General features: G+C 60.7%; 17 protein-coding genes. 3 read left to right on the top strand and 14 right to left on the bottom strand.

Translation table 11 applies throughout. From position 1 onward, the window contains the following. Nucleotides 1-8: 8 nt before the first annotated feature. The 3 genes from ACXX9E_RS16050 to ACXX9E_RS16040 all read left to right on the top strand — a co-directional run bounded on the left by ACXX9E_RS16050 (nt 9) and on the right by ACXX9E_RS16040 (nt 2,251). Nucleotides 9-1,460, top strand: a complete 1,452-nt coding sequence (locus ACXX9E_RS16050) for a curlin (RefSeq protein WP_458555694.1) — start codon at nt 9-11, stop codon at nt 1,458-1,460. Between the two features lie 310 nt (nt 1,461-1,770). Then, nucleotides 1,771-1,977 carry a type II toxin-antitoxin system RelB family antitoxin gene (gene relB / locus ACXX9E_RS16045; RefSeq protein ID WP_159815041.1) on the top strand — a complete coding sequence of 69 codons (207 nt, stop codon included), beginning with the start codon at nt 1,771-1,773 and terminating at the stop codon, nt 1,975-1,977. Then, nucleotides 1,958-2,251 (top strand): type II toxin-antitoxin system RelE/ParE family toxin, encoded by a 294-nt coding sequence (locus ACXX9E_RS16040; RefSeq protein WP_222833239.1) that lies wholly within the window; start codon nt 1,958-1,960, stop codon nt 2,249-2,251. The genes relB (ACXX9E_RS16045) and ACXX9E_RS16040 overlap by 20 nt, the downstream gene beginning before the upstream one ends. An 89-nt stretch (nt 2,252-2,340) precedes the next feature. Here ACXX9E_RS16040 and relB (ACXX9E_RS16035) read toward each other — a convergent pair whose 3' ends face one another. The 14 genes from relB (ACXX9E_RS16035) to ACXX9E_RS15970 form a co-directional block, all read right to left on the bottom strand. Then, on the bottom strand, nt 2,341-2,538 hold the full coding sequence (gene relB, locus ACXX9E_RS16035) for a type II toxin-antitoxin system RelB family antitoxin (RefSeq protein WP_267795600.1): 198 nt from the start codon (nt 2,536-2,538) through the stop codon (nt 2,341-2,343). Nucleotides 2,539-2,694: 156 nt separating this feature from the next. Then, the gene (locus tag ACXX9E_RS16030) at nt 2,695-3,066 is read right to left on the bottom strand and encodes a DUF6124 family protein (RefSeq protein WP_267795602.1); all 372 of its coding nucleotides are present in this window, start codon (nt 3,064-3,066) and stop codon (nt 2,695-2,697) included. Between the two features lie 1,242 nt (nt 3,067-4,308). Continuing rightward, nucleotides 4,309-5,169, bottom strand: coding sequence for a CsgG/HfaB family protein (locus ACXX9E_RS16025; protein WP_458555693.1), 861 nt, complete (start codon nt 5,167-5,169; stop codon nt 4,309-4,311). Nucleotides 5,170-5,198: 29 nt separating this feature from the next. Then, nucleotides 5,199-5,630, bottom strand: a complete 432-nt coding sequence (locus ACXX9E_RS16020) for a curli assembly protein CsgF (protein WP_128615748.1) — start codon at nt 5,628-5,630, stop codon at nt 5,199-5,201. After that, nucleotides 5,627-6,019 (bottom strand): curli production assembly/transport protein CsgE, encoded by a 393-nt coding sequence (gene csgE, locus ACXX9E_RS16015; RefSeq protein WP_093439237.1) that lies wholly within the window; start codon nt 6,017-6,019, stop codon nt 5,627-5,629. The genes ACXX9E_RS16020 and csgE overlap by 4 nt, the downstream gene beginning before the upstream one ends. Then, nucleotides 6,016-6,555, bottom strand: coding sequence for a type II secretion system protein (locus ACXX9E_RS16010; protein ID WP_458555692.1), 540 nt, complete (start codon nt 6,553-6,555; stop codon nt 6,016-6,018). Before ACXX9E_RS16010 ends, csgE begins: the two co-directional genes overlap by 4 nt. After that, the gene (locus ACXX9E_RS16005) at nt 6,530-6,904 is read right to left on the bottom strand and encodes a type II secretion system protein (protein ID WP_064588154.1); all 375 of its coding nucleotides are present in this window, start codon (nt 6,902-6,904) and stop codon (nt 6,530-6,532) included. Before ACXX9E_RS16005 ends, ACXX9E_RS16010 begins: the two co-directional genes overlap by 26 nt. A 5-nt stretch (nt 6,905-6,909) precedes the next feature. After that, nucleotides 6,910-7,383, bottom strand: a complete 474-nt coding sequence (locus ACXX9E_RS16000; RefSeq protein WP_123463232.1) for a type II secretion system protein — start codon at nt 7,381-7,383, stop codon at nt 6,910-6,912. Between the two features lie 2 nt (nt 7,384-7,385). After that, complete coding sequence (locus tag ACXX9E_RS15995; RefSeq protein ID WP_458555691.1) at nt 7,386-9,233, bottom strand: secretin GspD/PilQ domain-containing protein; 1,848 nt, start codon at nt 9,231-9,233, stop codon at nt 7,386-7,388. Then, entirely contained in the window at nt 9,230-9,742 is a 513-nt protein-coding gene (locus ACXX9E_RS15990) for a hypothetical protein (protein ID WP_458555690.1), read from the bottom strand. Before ACXX9E_RS15990 ends, ACXX9E_RS15995 begins: the two co-directional genes overlap by 4 nt. Continuing rightward, nucleotides 9,742-10,290 (bottom strand): GspMb/PilO family protein, encoded by a 549-nt coding sequence (locus tag ACXX9E_RS15985; protein ID WP_128616014.1) that lies wholly within the window; start codon nt 10,288-10,290, stop codon nt 9,742-9,744. Before ACXX9E_RS15985 ends, ACXX9E_RS15990 begins: the two co-directional genes overlap by 1 nt. Further along, nucleotides 10,277-10,822: a PilN domain-containing protein gene (locus tag ACXX9E_RS15980; RefSeq protein ID WP_123463240.1), complete on the bottom strand. Its 546-nt coding sequence runs from the start codon at nt 10,820-10,822 to the stop codon at nt 10,277-10,279. The genes ACXX9E_RS15985 and ACXX9E_RS15980 overlap by 14 nt, the downstream gene beginning before the upstream one ends. Before the next feature lies 1 nt (nt 10,823). Next, nucleotides 10,824-11,627 (bottom strand): hypothetical protein, encoded by an 804-nt coding sequence (locus tag ACXX9E_RS15975; RefSeq protein ID WP_458555689.1) that lies wholly within the window; start codon nt 11,625-11,627, stop codon nt 10,824-10,826. After that, nucleotides 11,608-13,314 (bottom strand): GspE/PulE family protein, encoded by a 1,707-nt coding sequence (locus ACXX9E_RS15970; RefSeq protein WP_123463244.1) that lies wholly within the window; start codon nt 13,312-13,314, stop codon nt 11,608-11,610. Before ACXX9E_RS15970 ends, ACXX9E_RS15975 begins: the two co-directional genes overlap by 20 nt. Nucleotides 13,315-13,384 lie beyond the last annotated feature (70 nt).

Here is a 13,384-nt window from a genome sequence, read left to right as displayed (position 1 = left end):
GTTCAATCATGTTCAAACTGACGCCCCTCACCGCCGCCCTCCTGGTCATGATCAGTGCCCAGGCCATGGCCGACGACAGCCTGTCCAACCAAAGCCAGGTCGGTACCGCCAACATCGCGGATGTGAAACAGACCCAGGCACCGTTCAGCACCGCCACCCAGACCCAACTGGGCCAGGGCAACGACGCCGCCGCCGTGCAAGACCACGCCAGCAGCGTGATCACCCAGGACGCGGTCGGCGACTACAACGCCGGCTACGCCGAACAACTTTACGAAGACAACGCCACCATCACCCAACAACAGGTCGGCGCCTTCAACACCGCCCACGCCAGCCAGTCGCTGGGCTTCGGCTCACCAAACAGCGCGCTGCAACAACAGCAAGGCACTGGCAACTTCTCGTTCGTCTATCAAGACTCGCAAAACGGCAGCGAAGGTAAAACCTTCCAGTTCGGCGACAGCAACGAAGCCAACATCGAACAACTCTATGAAGGCAGCGGCAACAGTTCAGTGATCACCCAATACGGCACCGCCAACTACGGCACCGCCGAACAGGTCACCCACAACGGCGGCCAGATCGGCATCAACCAGGCTGGCGAAAGTAACTACGCCTACGGCGACCAACGCAACGGCACCGGCGGCACCATCACCATCAACCAGTTCGGCAACCTCAACGGCAGCGAAATCTGGCAGGACGCGCAACTCGCCAGCCAGGCCACCGTCAACCAATACGGCGACAGCAACGAAACCGTGGTCGACCAAAGCTTCGGCGAAAACAACAGCGCCGCCGTCACCCAGGTCGGCAACACCAACGCGATCTACGCCGACCAGTTCGAGTCAGTCAACTCGACGCTGGCGCTGTACCAGGTTGGCAACGGCAACGTGCACTACACCTATCAGAGCGGCGACGGCCACACACTCAGCGCCACCTCCGTGGGCAACGACAACAAGGTCTACGCCAGCAACTGGAAAGGCCCGCAATCGGGTGGACAGTTCGGCAGTAACCAGCGTGCGACGGTGACTCAGGCGGGGAATGGCAACATCGCCAGCTTCACTCAGGATGGCGTCGGGCATGTGATGACCACGCACCAGACCGGGACTGGCAACAAAACCACGGTCAGTCAGGCTGAGTCGTATAACGAGCTGTATTTTGATCAGAACGGTAGCGACAACATTTTGATCTCGGATCAGCGCGGCACTGGAAACCTGGTGCAGGGTTCTTCGAATGGCACAGGTAACAGCGCCGAGTTCGATCAGTCCGGGTCGGGCAACCAGGCGTATACCGCGCAGTTGTATGGCAGTGACAACATGATCACTGTTAAACAGGCGGATACGATGAACGTGGCGTACGTGACCCAGGGCGGCATGGGGAACATTGCCAATGTTGATCAGAGTGGGGTTACGCAGACGGCGAATATTCAGCAGTTCGGGTCGGCTAACCAGGCGACGGTGTTGCAGCAGTAGGGGTTGGGTGTTGATGGGCCGCGATTCTCTGGTGAGGGGGGTCGCGGTTTTTTTGTGTCCGTAGGACCGATCAACGACACGCGTTGTTTAAAGCCCAGACGCGCCACGTCCTACAGAAAAATGAATGATTTATGGAAAAACTGCACGTTTTCCTACCACGTCTGGCGGTTGGCCGTCGGAAGCGCAGGGACTAGGATTTTTCGGGACAACCTGAACCCTACGGAGCTCGACCGACATGCAACTCATCCAGACAACCACGACAACATTCCCCTTACCGAATAGACTTCCAGGCATAGATCCCGGAGGTGCCATGATCGACCCAAAGATGATTGACCCGCTGTGCCCAGTCGTCTCGGATCTTGATCCTGAAGAACAGGCTGCGAGCTATGACCGCTGGTTCAGGGCGGAAGTACAAGCGTCTCTCGATGATCCGCGCCCGAATCTTTCGCATGAACAAGTAATGGCCGAGATACATGCCTTGATCAAGGCAAAAGACAATGGTTTCGAGGCCGATTGAGTGGAGGCCCGAAGCGCGGGCGAAACTGGTAACAGTGCTCGAATACATAGTCGAAAGGAATGTTGTAGCAGCCAAGGAGATCTTGAAGGCAGTTGGAAAAGCCATAGCTTATCTTCCTGATCATCCCTATCTCTATCGATCAGGCCGGATCACCGGCACTCGGGAGATCGTTGTCAATTCCAGCTATCTGATCATCTACCGAGTGACGGATCGGATCGAGATCGTTAACGTTCTGCATGCGCGTCAGGAGTATCCGCGACGCGATTCTTTCTGAGCCATTCATCAACAAAAAAACCGCGCTGCCTTCAGGAGCGCGGTTTTTATTGGGAACGATCAACCTTTAGGAATCGGATCTTCCTAGCGCTACGCCTCACGAGCCTCATGCTTGATTCGCCGTTCCGCCATCAATGCCTTCATCTCTGCCATTACCACCTCATTCGAAATGCTGGGGCGCGGATCTTCGAGCGACTTCTGGACTTTGGCACGGAGCCAGCGGTCGTAGCTGGCGGCCTGCTCTTCGTTTTCGAACTCTGCAATGGTTGTGGAAAACAGGGGATCCATGGTGCTTCCGGATTGAGGGTAAAAACGCGGTTTCTGTTCTTGATCGTTCCCACGCTCTGCATGGGAATGCCTCTCGGGACGCTCCGCGTTCCAAATTGCGAATTTGACGCAGAGCGTCAAGGGCTGCATTTCCACGCAGAGCGTGGGAACGATCAATCAGCCATCCTTCAGCTCGACGTGATCGAGGGCTTGATTCACCGCCAGTTCGCCCAGCATGACGACTTGTGCGATACCCAGTGCAGTCTTGCGGTGCGAGGTTTCCAGCGAGGCGGCGAAGTTGATGAGCATTTCGCTGGCCGAGCCTAGGGTTTCGCTGGCATTGGCCAGCAGGGATTCGGTGTTGTACCTGGGGTTGGCGAGGTACATGGGTTCCGGCTCGTTGGTGCTGGACATGATGTGGGCGGTGGGGTTGAGGTAGAAATCGAGGGCGCGGTCGGCGGCTTCGTGGAGTTTTTTGCTGTCGACTGAGGCGTAGGGGGATGTGGTGTTGGTGTCTGATTCTGGGGGGTTGGGTGTTGGTTTTTTCATGATTATTTACCCTGTATGACGGTTATAGCTGGTCTCCCATTCGGTTTCCAAGCGAATAGGTGGCAGCTGTACGCAGGTTGGAAACCCGGGACAGAGGCAACCCGGCAGACACAAGGTCTCCCACGCACAGCCGCCATAACAGAGTGCACACAGTGAAGGTGCGCAAGGATACGTTATGAATGGCGCTTGTGCGCTCTGTAGTTACTCGGGTTTCCACGCCCGGTCACTGAATTGGCAGCGACGAACACAGGCTAGAGACCGGACGTCCGACGGACAACCTGAAAACCTTGTGGGAAGGTTCCGCCGATTCAGACATTTTTTTAAACACACTTCAGATCGCAGCCCTCACCCTAGCCCTCTCCCGGAGGGAGAGGGAACTGACCGAGTGGTTTGGTAGAAGTACGCCGACGTGCAGTACCGAGCCGAACTTGGATTTTGAAGCTTTGAAGCAAGAGCCCCTCACCCTAGCCCTCCCGAAACGTCGGACCGCCCGTAGGGAGAGGGGACTGACCGAGTGGTTTGGGAGAGGTACGCCGACGTGCGATACCCCGTTGAACTCAGATTTTGAAAGGCCCAACAATCGGCACCCTCTCCCTCGGGAGAGGGCTGGGGTGAGGGGAAAATCCACCACAAATCCAAAGCCGACTAAGCCCCGCTCTTCACCACTCAATAGGCCGAGTGTCAGCTCGCCTGCTCTTGATCTTGATCCACGGGCGACGTCGGAAGGCTGAGTGGAGGGATTGATCCGGGCGTGGGAGCGCAGCGACCGTTTGGCGCAGCCAAACACAGCGCGAGGAGGTGCAGCGAAGCAAACCGGAGGCGCTGCGCCCGGATCGTTCCCGCAGCGAAGGAACCCCGAGCTTTAGCGAGCGGGCCGCACGTAGGAGCAAGCGTTTTTTTGCTTACTTTTTTTAGGCGTTTGTAAAAAAAGTGAGTCGCCGTAAGGGCGAAACCCTAAGTGGCCGTTACCGCAGGAATGGATATGTACTCAATCAGAAAGAACCCTACCGCCTGACAGAAAGCCTTCGCGAGCAAGCTCGCTCCCACAATTGGAACTGGGTACATCTGCCAGAGCCTGGTCGGCTGTAAGGCCGCCATCGCTGGCAAGCCAGCTCCCACAAGTTTCTGGTACATCCGCAAAAGCATCAGCGTTTCATAGATAGCTATCGCCAGCAGGGCTAGCTCCTACAGTGGGAACCGAGTACATCGGCAAGAACCTGGTCGGCCCGAAGGCCGCCACGTTCACTCCGCTTCAGGATCAATCTTGTTCTGGCTCAAATACCGATTCAAAACATCATCCTGCCCAGGCACAGAAGCGTCCCCCGCCACCTGCCACAACCGCCGCTCAATCCCCTGCGCCACCATATGCCCCACCGCCGCCTCGATCGCCGACAACACACACAACTGCGCCGGTTCGTTAGTCGTATACCCGACCTCAGCCTCAAGCAACTTCTTGAACTCGATAAACTTGAAAATCCCCGCACTGCGCGCCACCGAGTAAATCGTCTTGCTGGTCATCACATTCGCCAACACCTGCCCACTGCGCACATCCACCGCACGCAAATTCACGGTCACCTGATCCACCCGATACTCACGCTGCAAATCAATCCCCAGATACCGCGCCCCTTCCCCACCGCTACGCACGTTAGTGTCATAAGCGATGATCCCGCCCTCGAGCATCATGTTCGCCGCCTGCAACGGCGGCAGCTCACCCTGAATATTCACCGGCGTATTCGGCTTCTTCTGCGATGCGCGAATGATCTTGCGCTCGGTCAACAGGTTCTGCAGCCCTTCCCGTTCCAGCACCACAAACCAGCCACTGGCCTGCATCGCGTCCATCAACATCGACGCTGCGCCTTGGGTCACGCTGGTGGAAAACGAACTCGCCGGCGTCGGCTTGTACTGCCCGGTCTGATCACGGAAGCCGTACACCACCGCCATCAACCGCCCCTTGGGGCGCGGCATCTTCAGCAAGTCGTAATAAGTCGAGGCCCTTGGAGTCAGGGTCGGGGTTTCGGTGTCCTGCTCGGCCGGCATCGGCTCACGCAGACTGCACCCTTGTAATGTCGCCAACATCAGCCCTAGCGCGATTATTTTTTTCATGTCCATCACTCCCCGGAACCGTCAGCCCGTCATGGGTTGAGGCCGTTCACCTGAATTTCCGAAACCTCACCGGTCGCTCGATCGGTCACTTCAATGCTCAGTGCCCCGGAGTCGTCGATGACGTTGACGATAAAAGAGTCAGTGGACAGGCTCCCCGTGTTGCCAGTGGAGATGTTGTCCAGCAACTGCCCTAGCAGCCGCGATTGCAATTGACTGGTGAAGCGCTCCAGCGCCGAGGTGCCGGCCACGCTCGAACGGCTCTTGAGGTCCGGGTCGTCGTAATCGTTTTGCGCCTGGGCGTTATTGAGTAGCCAAGTGCCGTTCAGCGGGTTGCCGCCGAACGATGGATTGACCGGCGTGTAGACCAGTTCGGTGGCCTGGACAGCCGCGGCGCTGGCGAGCCCGATCAACAACCCCGAGGTCCAGAATCCGCTGCGCCGTGAGAACGTTGTGCTGTTCATAGTTCGTCCTTCTCAAGGTCGGTGGTGTCCTGCAACAGAGCCTCCAGCTTGCGCTGGACTACCTGACGTCGAACCCAGTCGGCGGCCGCGTAGGCCTCGTCCTTCAGTTCCACGGTGTTCGGCGGCAGGAAGCGCCGATAAACCAGGCGTTGCTGATATTCCACGGTCACCAGGCTGCCCCAGCGCGCGTCGGGGCGCTCGCGCACCACCAGGTTGAAATCCATCGGGCTGGTGTCACGCAGGCGTTCACTGAACGAGTAGTAAAAGTCGTGGCCGATGTGCGAGATTGTGTCGTCGACGATGAAGCCCATCATTTCGTCTTCTTCGCCGGCGTGGGCGCAGCACGCCACAGCGGTGAGGATCAGCGCGCACCACCATTGGCGAGTCATGGCTGCAACGCCTGTGGAAGATTCGACTGGCCTTTGGCCGGGCCATTGGTGCCGTCGAGGAAGGCTTTTTCGGCAACAAACTGCCAGTCCGAATAACGCTGCATGCCTTCGAAGTCCGACCACTGCGTCGGGAAATCCGCCTGCTTCAACGGCAGCTCCGTCGACGGGCTGTTGAGGCCGGTGATGCGTCCGTCGAAGCCGCGTTGCAGCGCCCATTCACCCTGACCGATCGGGTCCGGATAGAGCTGACGCAGGTGATGCCTGGCCTCGGGAAAACGCTGGTCGTCGAGCAGGTCAGCAAGCTCTTTCGGGTACTGCGCCAGCCCCGGCGAACTGCGGTAGTAGCTGCGCAGTGCCTGAGCGTATTGGCTGCCGACCCAGAGCAATTGCTTCTCGCGATCGCGGCGCGAAGCGGTCGACCACAATTCGCCGGCACTGGCCAGGCCCATGCCCATCACGACAATCAGGAACAGCACCCCCAGGTAAGTGAAGCCACCCTGCTGCGCGCGGTTACCACTCGGCATACTGGCTGCCATCACGCGCCCTCCCGGTAGCACCGCTTTTGATATCGGCCACGCCGCCGGCAACGCCGTCCGGTGGCGCGATCAACACCCACTGGTCTTTGCGTTCGGTGATCGGATCGAGGGGCGCGCTGCGCAGGTAACGTTGTTCGATCAGTTGCTCGATGGAATCCGGGTAGCGGCCGGTGTCGCCGTAGAAGTGATCCAGCGCCTCACGCATCGCCGACAGGCTTTGGCGCAGCGTGGTTTCCTTCGACGCTTCGAGGCTGTTGAAGTAGCGCGGCAGCGCGATGGTCATCAGCGTGGCGATGATCGCCATCACCACCATCAACTCCAGCAAGGTAAAACCTTTTTCCCGGCGCATGAGGTTCACCACTCGCGGTAAGCGACACCGTTGAGGCCCTTGCCCCGGGCGTGGGAGTAGACGTCGAACACGTCTTCGCCATCGCGCGGGTTCTGAGCCGAACTGTTGTAGGCACGTATGCCCCAACCCCCTTCGTCATCACGTTTGGCCGGCACCAGCGGATCGCGCGGGATGCGGCGTAAAAAGTAGAACTTGGCGCCTTTGGCGCTGCGCACATCGCGCACGCCCTCGACCAGCACTTTCAGGTTCGGCGGGTAGCCGCTGCTGTTCAGCGACTTCTCGATGTAGCCGGCATCGAAGGCGCGTTTGTAGGCGTCGATGCCATCGCGAATCTGGTACAGCGCATTGCGCAATTCCTGCTCCTTGCCACGCCGCACCAGGGTCTCGGTCAGTGGCGCGGCCATGCTCGCCAACAGGCCGATCAGGGCCAGCGTCACCACGACTTCGATCAAGGTAAAACCGCGCTGGGAGGCGTTCATGATCAAGGCTTCTCGACAGTGACGCGGGTGGTGGCCACGGCCGACTCACCGACGGCACGCGGCTGCGCGGCAGGCGACGGCATCACGTAGCTCTGTGAACGATCCGGCGCCTGGATGTGCATGCTGGTTTCGGTGCCGGTGGAGAACTCCATGTCCGACGGGCTCTGGTACGGCAGGTTGCGCACGATCCGCGGGGTGATCGACAGCACCAGTTCCGATTTGCCGATGGTGTCTTTGTTGCTGCCGAACAAGCGGCCCAGCCCGGGAATATCGCCGAGGCCGGGAATCTTGTTGCCGGTGGCGCCGTGGTCGTTGCGCACCAGCCCGGCAAGGATCTGCGTTTCGCCGTCGTGCAGACGCAGCGAGGTTTGCGCATTGCGGGTGTCGACCTGCACCGGGATCGTGCCCTGGCGGGTCGGCTCCAGCGGCGTGGCGTTACTCACTTCCAGGGCAATTTTGATCGCCACTTCGTTGTTCAGGTGCACGGTGGGGGTCACTTCGAGCTTCAGACCGACATCCAGATAGGTCACGCTTTCGGTGATCACCGGCCCCTGTGTCGACGGCACCGAGGTCGCGCTGATGATCGGCACGCGCTGACCAATGTGAATGCGCGCCTGTTCGCGGTTGCTGACGCGAATCACCGGACTGGCGAGGGTGTTGATGTCGTTGTCCTGCGCGTTGATCTTGGCCTGCGGCGATGGGCCGATGGAGATGCGGTCGGAGTTGATGCCCTTGAGCTGGCCCAACAGCGTGACAGGTGAACCATCACTGTTGACCACGCCGAAGGTGCTCGGCCATTGCAGGCCAAGGTCGAGAATGCGCTGAGTGGCCACTTCCATGACCTCGACTTCGAGCACCACTTCGGGGTTGGACTGGTCTTGCGATTGCAGGAGCTTTTCCGCCATGCGGATCGCGTCTTCGGTGTCGCGCATGGTCAGGGTGTTGAGGCGCTCATCGACGAACACGTCGCGGGTCTTGAGCATGGTTTTCACCATGTTCAGCGCGGTGTTGGCGTCGATGCTGGTCAGATAGAAGGTGCGCATCACCAGTTCCTGGTAATCCTTCACTTTCTGTGGCGAATCCGGGTAGATCAGCAAGGTGTTTTCGTTCACCACTTTCTGGTGCAACTGGTTCTGTTGCAGCAGCAAGGTCACGGCGTCTTCGATGCGCACGTCACGCACGAAAATCGTCGCTTTCATGTCCGGGCGCAGGTCTTTGTCGAAGATAAAATTCAGCCCGGCGACCTGTGACAGCACTTCGAAAATGGTCTTCAGGTTGGCGTCGCGAAATTCGAGGGTGACCGGGCGATCGAGCTTGGTGCGCAGTTGCGGGTAGGCAATCACGTTGCGGCTCTGCACCAGGCGAATGTTGCCTTGCAGCTCCAGCGCGCCAGCGTTGGCCGGGTCGAGTTCGAGGATCTGTTTGACCTGACGATCCGCGCCGTAGATGTCGCCGCGACGCAGGTCACCACGGGCCAGCTCGAGTTTTTCGTCCATGGTGCGCAAATATTCCAGCTGCTTGAGGGCATCCTGAGCGCGGCGGTTGTTCGGTTCGATGGTCAGCACGCGCATGTAAGCGGTGCGCGCCGAAGCAAAGTCGCGGCGCGAGCGGTCGGTGTCGCCGGCGCTCAGCAATGCCGTGATCGCTTTGGCGCGGCCGCTGTTAAGCAGCAGGTGCAATTCGGTGTCGCGAGGGTTCTCGCGCAAGCCTTCCTCAATTCGGGCCAGCCCCGCCTCGTACTGCCCCTGATCAATCAGGTCGGCGGCTTCCTTGTTGGCCACCTGCGCAGAGCTGCACGCGGCCAGCCCGGCACACAGGCCCAGGCTCATCAGCAAACGGGAACGGTTCATTGCGTACTCCCCACAGACAAGGTCTGCGACAAATGCAAAGGCAGGTAAACCAGGCTCAATTCCAGATCGGAAATGCCGGTGATCTTCCAGGTGTCGTCGATCACATCCCCGTTGCGCACGACGTAGATCTTTTCGCCGTTCTGCAAAAACACTTGCAGGTCGCTGCGGTCATGCAGCCTGCCGACGAACTGAAACGGCACCGGTGGCAGGCTCGGGGCTTGCACCACTGTGGCCGGGTTGATCGCTTGTTCGGTGACCGTGGCCAGGATTGGCGCGGCCTTCCAGGACTTGGCGGCAAACAGGTCGCCGGCCGGGCTCAGGTCCTTGATCGGCGCATCCTTGGCCTTGGCTGTGCTCGCCGGCAGCGCGCCACGGGTTTTCCCCGGCGTGGCGACGGCCACTTCGTTGGAATCGGCGTCTTCGCTCGGCGAGAAATATTCCGGCAACCATGCCAGCGCCGCCGCCACGCCGAAGAACGCCAGCCACCCTGTCACGCGCTTGGTATTCATCACGACCTCGACAGGTAAAGGGTCATACGGATCCGGCCGTTGAGGTCGGTGTCGCCAATCTTCTTGCGTTGCAACTCAAGGTCTTCCACCACCACCGCCGGCAACTGGCCGAGCAAGGCATGGAGGAAACGGCGCAGTTGCGGGTAGCTGCCGCGCACTGGCAACAGGATCTGGTAGCGCGCCAGGTGGGTTTTCGGGTCGACGCCGAGGGCGTATTCACCGCGCGCGAGGGTGATGTGTTCCTGGGCTGCGAGGGCGTAGATGCGGTCGATGGCGACGGTGGCTTGCGGCTGTGCCGGCAGTTTGTTGCGGAAGTCGTCGAGCTGCCGTTGCGGCACCACCGGCGGCGCGATGCTGCCGTCTTCAACCTTGGCCAGGTACTCGCTGGCTTCCTGAGTCTGCTGGCTCAAGTGCTGCAACGATTGCCAGCCCGGCAGCAAGCCGCCGAGTGCCCAGGCCACGGCAACCAGCAGCAGCGCCAGCCCGGCCAGGCCCGGAACGCCGAGACCTTGCAGGTATTCGTGGACGATCAGTCTAGGGATTCGCATCGCCTATCTCCCAGGTCGCCGACAGGTTGAATTGCACCGGTTGCTCCGGCGATTTGACGACGATTTCGTGGCTCAGCAGCGACACGTCGGACAGCTCGTCGCTGGCTTCCAGACGCTTGTGAAAGTCGAGCATCGCTTGCAGATCCCGTGCTTCGGCGCTGATCCGCACCTGGCCTTTGCGCGCATCCGGGGTCAGGGTCAGCAGCGCGACGTCATCGCGCGGCATCGCTTCGAGCATGGCGAACAGGCGTTCCCACGGCCGGCGCAGTTGCTGCGAGACCTTGCGCATTTCGGCGAGGTTCTGTGCTTGCTCGCGGGTTTCCGCCGGGCTCAGGGTGGACTTCGCACCACTGTCACCGGTGAGCTGGCGCTGGGTGGTTTGCAGGTGGCCTTGTTGCTGTTCGGTGTGCGTGTCGAGGTGCTGTTGCACGCCGAAACACAGCAGCGCCAGCAGCACACCGCCGCCGAGCAGGCTCCAGCCCAATGGGCCGGAACGTGGACGTGGCTGAAAATCGAGATTGAGCGCGCGCATGTCAGGCCACCGCCCGGGACATGACGTACAAGCCGTCACGCACAGTCATCGAGTCGTCTTCGAGGGTGCGCAGTTGCACACCCGCCACGTCCGGATGCGCATCGAGGCGCGCCGGAGCATGCAGATAAACGTTGAAGGCGCGTTCGCTGGTCGAGGCTTGCAGCTGCCGTTCGCGACCGATCAGGGCATTCAACGCGGCATCGCTGTCGCTGCCGCCCACCGAACGCACGCCAGCCCAGCGCCCTTCCCTCGCCAGCAACAACACGCTGCGTTGCGGCTCGGCGACGACGAACAGGAAGTCGCCGGCGTCGAGGCTTTTGTCAAAGCGGTTGAACGCCGTCATCAGGTACGGCTGCACCGAGCGCAGGCGCAAACCGCGAGCGCTGACCAGCGTGCGCAGGCGTTCAAGCAAGTCTTGCGGCAAGGCGCTGGCGATGCGGTCGTAACCGGCCGGCTCGGCGGACAACACCAGACTCCAGGCTTGCGTCGGCGCGCCAAACAGGTCTTCGAAACACAGTTGGGCGAAGCCGCGCAGTTCTTCCTGGCTGCTGATCTGCGCGCTCCATGGCACCAGGCAGAAGCGGCTGAAGTGCCCGGAGATGACCACGCTCAATTCGGCACCGGCACGGGCATGTTCACCGAGCAGGCGATCGAGGGTATCCAGCGCCACCGCGTAGCTCTGGAAGCCTTCGTCGATGTAACCGACGCTGCCCAGCCACAGGGTGTCGCTGCCACGCCGCTGACCAAGGCCAACACCGCTGGCGCCGAGCACGGCGATAAAATGCTCACGCGATAAAAGTGACACGATTGATCTCCTCCAGCGTGGTGCGACCTTGTTCCACCAGCTCCAGCGCCGATTCGCGCAGCAGGCGCAAACCACGAGCGCAGGCCAGGGCTTTGATCTGGGTGATCGGTTGGCGCTCGACGATCATCTGGCGCAGCTCGTCATCGAGGTGCAGCAGTTCGGCAATCGCCGTGCGCCCGCGGTAGCCGCTGCCCCGGCAGTGGCCGCAGCCCTTGCCGTGGACGAAGTGGTAGTGATCGACTTTCTGTGGATCGAGGCCCGAGGCGCGCAGTTCTTCATCGCTCGGATTGACCGGCGCGCTGCAACTGGCGCAGACCAGACGGATCAGGCGCTGGGCAAGAATCGCGTTGAGCGCCGAGACCAGGCTGTAGGGGTCGATTTCCATTTGCGTGAAGCGGCCGATCACGTCGAAGACGTTGTTGGCGTGGATGGTGGTGAACACCAGGTGACCGGTGAGCGCCGACTGCACGGCGATCTGCGCGGTGTCCGGGTCACGGATTTCGCCGACCATGATCTTGTCCGGGTCGTGGCGCAGGATCGAGCGCAGGCCGCGGGCGAAGGTCAGGCCTTTTTTCTCATTGACCGGGATCTGCAGCACCCCCGGCAGTTGATATTCGACCGGGTCTTCGATGGTGATGATCTTGTCCACGCCGTGGTTGATCTCGGTGATCATCGCGTACAGCGTGGTGGTCTTGCCGCTGCCGGTCGGGCCGGTGACCAGCACCATGCCGTAGGGTTCGGCGGCGAGGCGGCGCAACTGGCGCAGGGTTTCGTCTTCAAAGCCCAGCGCCTGCAATTGCACGCCGCAGACCTTGTCGGCCAGATCCTGTTTGTCGAGCACCCGCAGCACTGCGTCTTCACCGAAGATGCTCGGCATGATCGACACGCGAAAGTCGATCTGGCGGCCGCTGATGCCAATTTTGAAGCGACCGTCCTGCGGCACGCGTTTCTCGCCGATGTCCAGTTCGGCCATGACCTTGACTCGCGAAATCACCTGCTCGGCGAACTCGTTGCCCTGGACTTTGCTGATGTTGTTGAGCACGCCGTCGATGCGGTACTTGATCACCAGACCGTGGCCGGTGGTGCCGAGGTGGATGTCGCTGGCGTGCATTTTCAGCGCGTCGTAGAGGGTCGAGTTGACCAGTTTCACCACGCTGCTGGCGTCTTCGCTGATGCTGGTCAGCGACAGGCTTTGCAGGGTGTCGATTTCGTTATGCGTGTCGCCTTGGGCGTTCAGCGATTCGACGGCGTGGAAGCTTTCTTCGTGACGGGCCAGATAGGCCTTGAGGTCATCGGCGTGGACCAGATGCAGCGGTGCGCCGTGCAGGCAATCGTCGATCCAGGCCAGGCGCGCCGGGTCGAAGGGGTCGGCGAATACACCGATGACTTCGTCATTGTGGCGCAGCAGGATGAATTCACGTTTCAGGCATTGTGCGAGGGTGACCCGGTCGAATACCGGCGTCGCTTGAAACAGGCTGTCGGTGTCGAGCACCGGGTAATGCAGGGTGGCGCCGAGGGTGTGAATGAACGGCATCGGCGCCAGTTCACAGAGCACGCCGAGGGCTTCAAGCACGCGTTCGCCAGAAGTGGCGGCCCGCGCCCGGGCCTGGGCCAGCTGCTCACTGGAAAAGCGCTCGGGGGCGCTTGCGGCCGGCAGCGGTTCGACGACAACGGACAGACGTTCCATGGCTTGCTCTCCAACCGGGGCTCAGAGCCCTGTCGGCGCGGCAAACCTTGGCGGCAAGTGCCGCAACGTC

The sequence above is a fragment of the Pseudomonas sp. GNP014 genome (assembly GCF_054344005.1).
Note: the sequence above shows the minus strand (reverse complement) of the source record. Positions and strands in the feature narration are given on the sequence as shown.

What these genes read in the sequence shown, in the direction of transcription:
- ACXX9E_RS16030 (WP_267795602.1), bottom strand. Translation starts at nt 3,066, where the DNA reads ATGAAAAAACCAACACCCAACCCCCCAGAATCAGACACCAACACCACA.
- relB (WP_267795600.1), bottom strand. Translation starts at nt 2,538, where the DNA reads ATGGATCCCCTGTTTTCCACAACCATTGCAGAGTTCGAAAACGAAGAG.
- ACXX9E_RS16010 (WP_458555692.1), bottom strand. Translation starts at nt 6,555, where the DNA reads ATGGCAGCCAGTATGCCGAGTGGTAACCGCGCGCAGCAGGGTGGCTTC.
- ACXX9E_RS16050 (WP_458555694.1), top strand. Translation starts at nt 9, where the DNA reads ATGTTCAAACTGACGCCCCTCACCGCCGCCCTCCTGGTCATGATCAGT.
- ACXX9E_RS15970 (WP_123463244.1), bottom strand. Translation starts at nt 13,314, where the DNA reads ATGGAACGTCTGTCCGTTGTCGTCGAACCGCTGCCGGCCGCAAGCGCC.
- csgE (WP_093439237.1), bottom strand. Translation starts at nt 6,019, where the DNA reads ATGACTCGCCAATGGTGGTGCGCGCTGATCCTCACCGCTGTGGCGTGC.
- ACXX9E_RS16020 (WP_128615748.1), bottom strand. Translation starts at nt 5,630, where the DNA reads ATGAACAGCACAACGTTCTCACGGCGCAGCGGATTCTGGACCTCGGGG.
- ACXX9E_RS16040 (WP_222833239.1), top strand. Translation starts at nt 1,958, where the DNA reads ATGGTTTCGAGGCCGATTGAGTGGAGGCCCGAAGCGCGGGCGAAACTG.
- ACXX9E_RS15980 (WP_123463240.1), bottom strand. Translation starts at nt 10,822, where the DNA reads ATGCGCGCGCTCAATCTCGATTTTCAGCCACGTCCACGTTCCGGCCCA.
- relB (WP_159815041.1), top strand. Translation starts at nt 1,771, where the DNA reads ATGATCGACCCAAAGATGATTGACCCGCTGTGCCCAGTCGTCTCGGAT.
- ACXX9E_RS15995 (WP_458555691.1), bottom strand. Translation starts at nt 9,233, where the DNA reads ATGAACCGTTCCCGTTTGCTGATGAGCCTGGGCCTGTGTGCCGGGCTG.
- ACXX9E_RS15985 (WP_128616014.1), bottom strand. Translation starts at nt 10,290, where the DNA reads ATGCGAATCCCTAGACTGATCGTCCACGAATACCTGCAAGGTCTCGGC.
- ACXX9E_RS16000 (WP_123463232.1), bottom strand. Translation starts at nt 7,383, where the DNA reads ATGAACGCCTCCCAGCGCGGTTTTACCTTGATCGAAGTCGTGGTGACG.
- ACXX9E_RS16005 (WP_064588154.1), bottom strand. Translation starts at nt 6,904, where the DNA reads ATGCGCCGGGAAAAAGGTTTTACCTTGCTGGAGTTGATGGTGGTGATG.
- ACXX9E_RS15990 (WP_458555690.1), bottom strand. Translation starts at nt 9,742, where the DNA reads ATGAATACCAAGCGCGTGACAGGGTGGCTGGCGTTCTTCGGCGTGGCG.
- ACXX9E_RS16025 (WP_458555693.1), bottom strand. Translation starts at nt 5,169, where the DNA reads ATGAAAAAAATAATCGCGCTAGGGCTGATGTTGGCGACATTACAAGGG.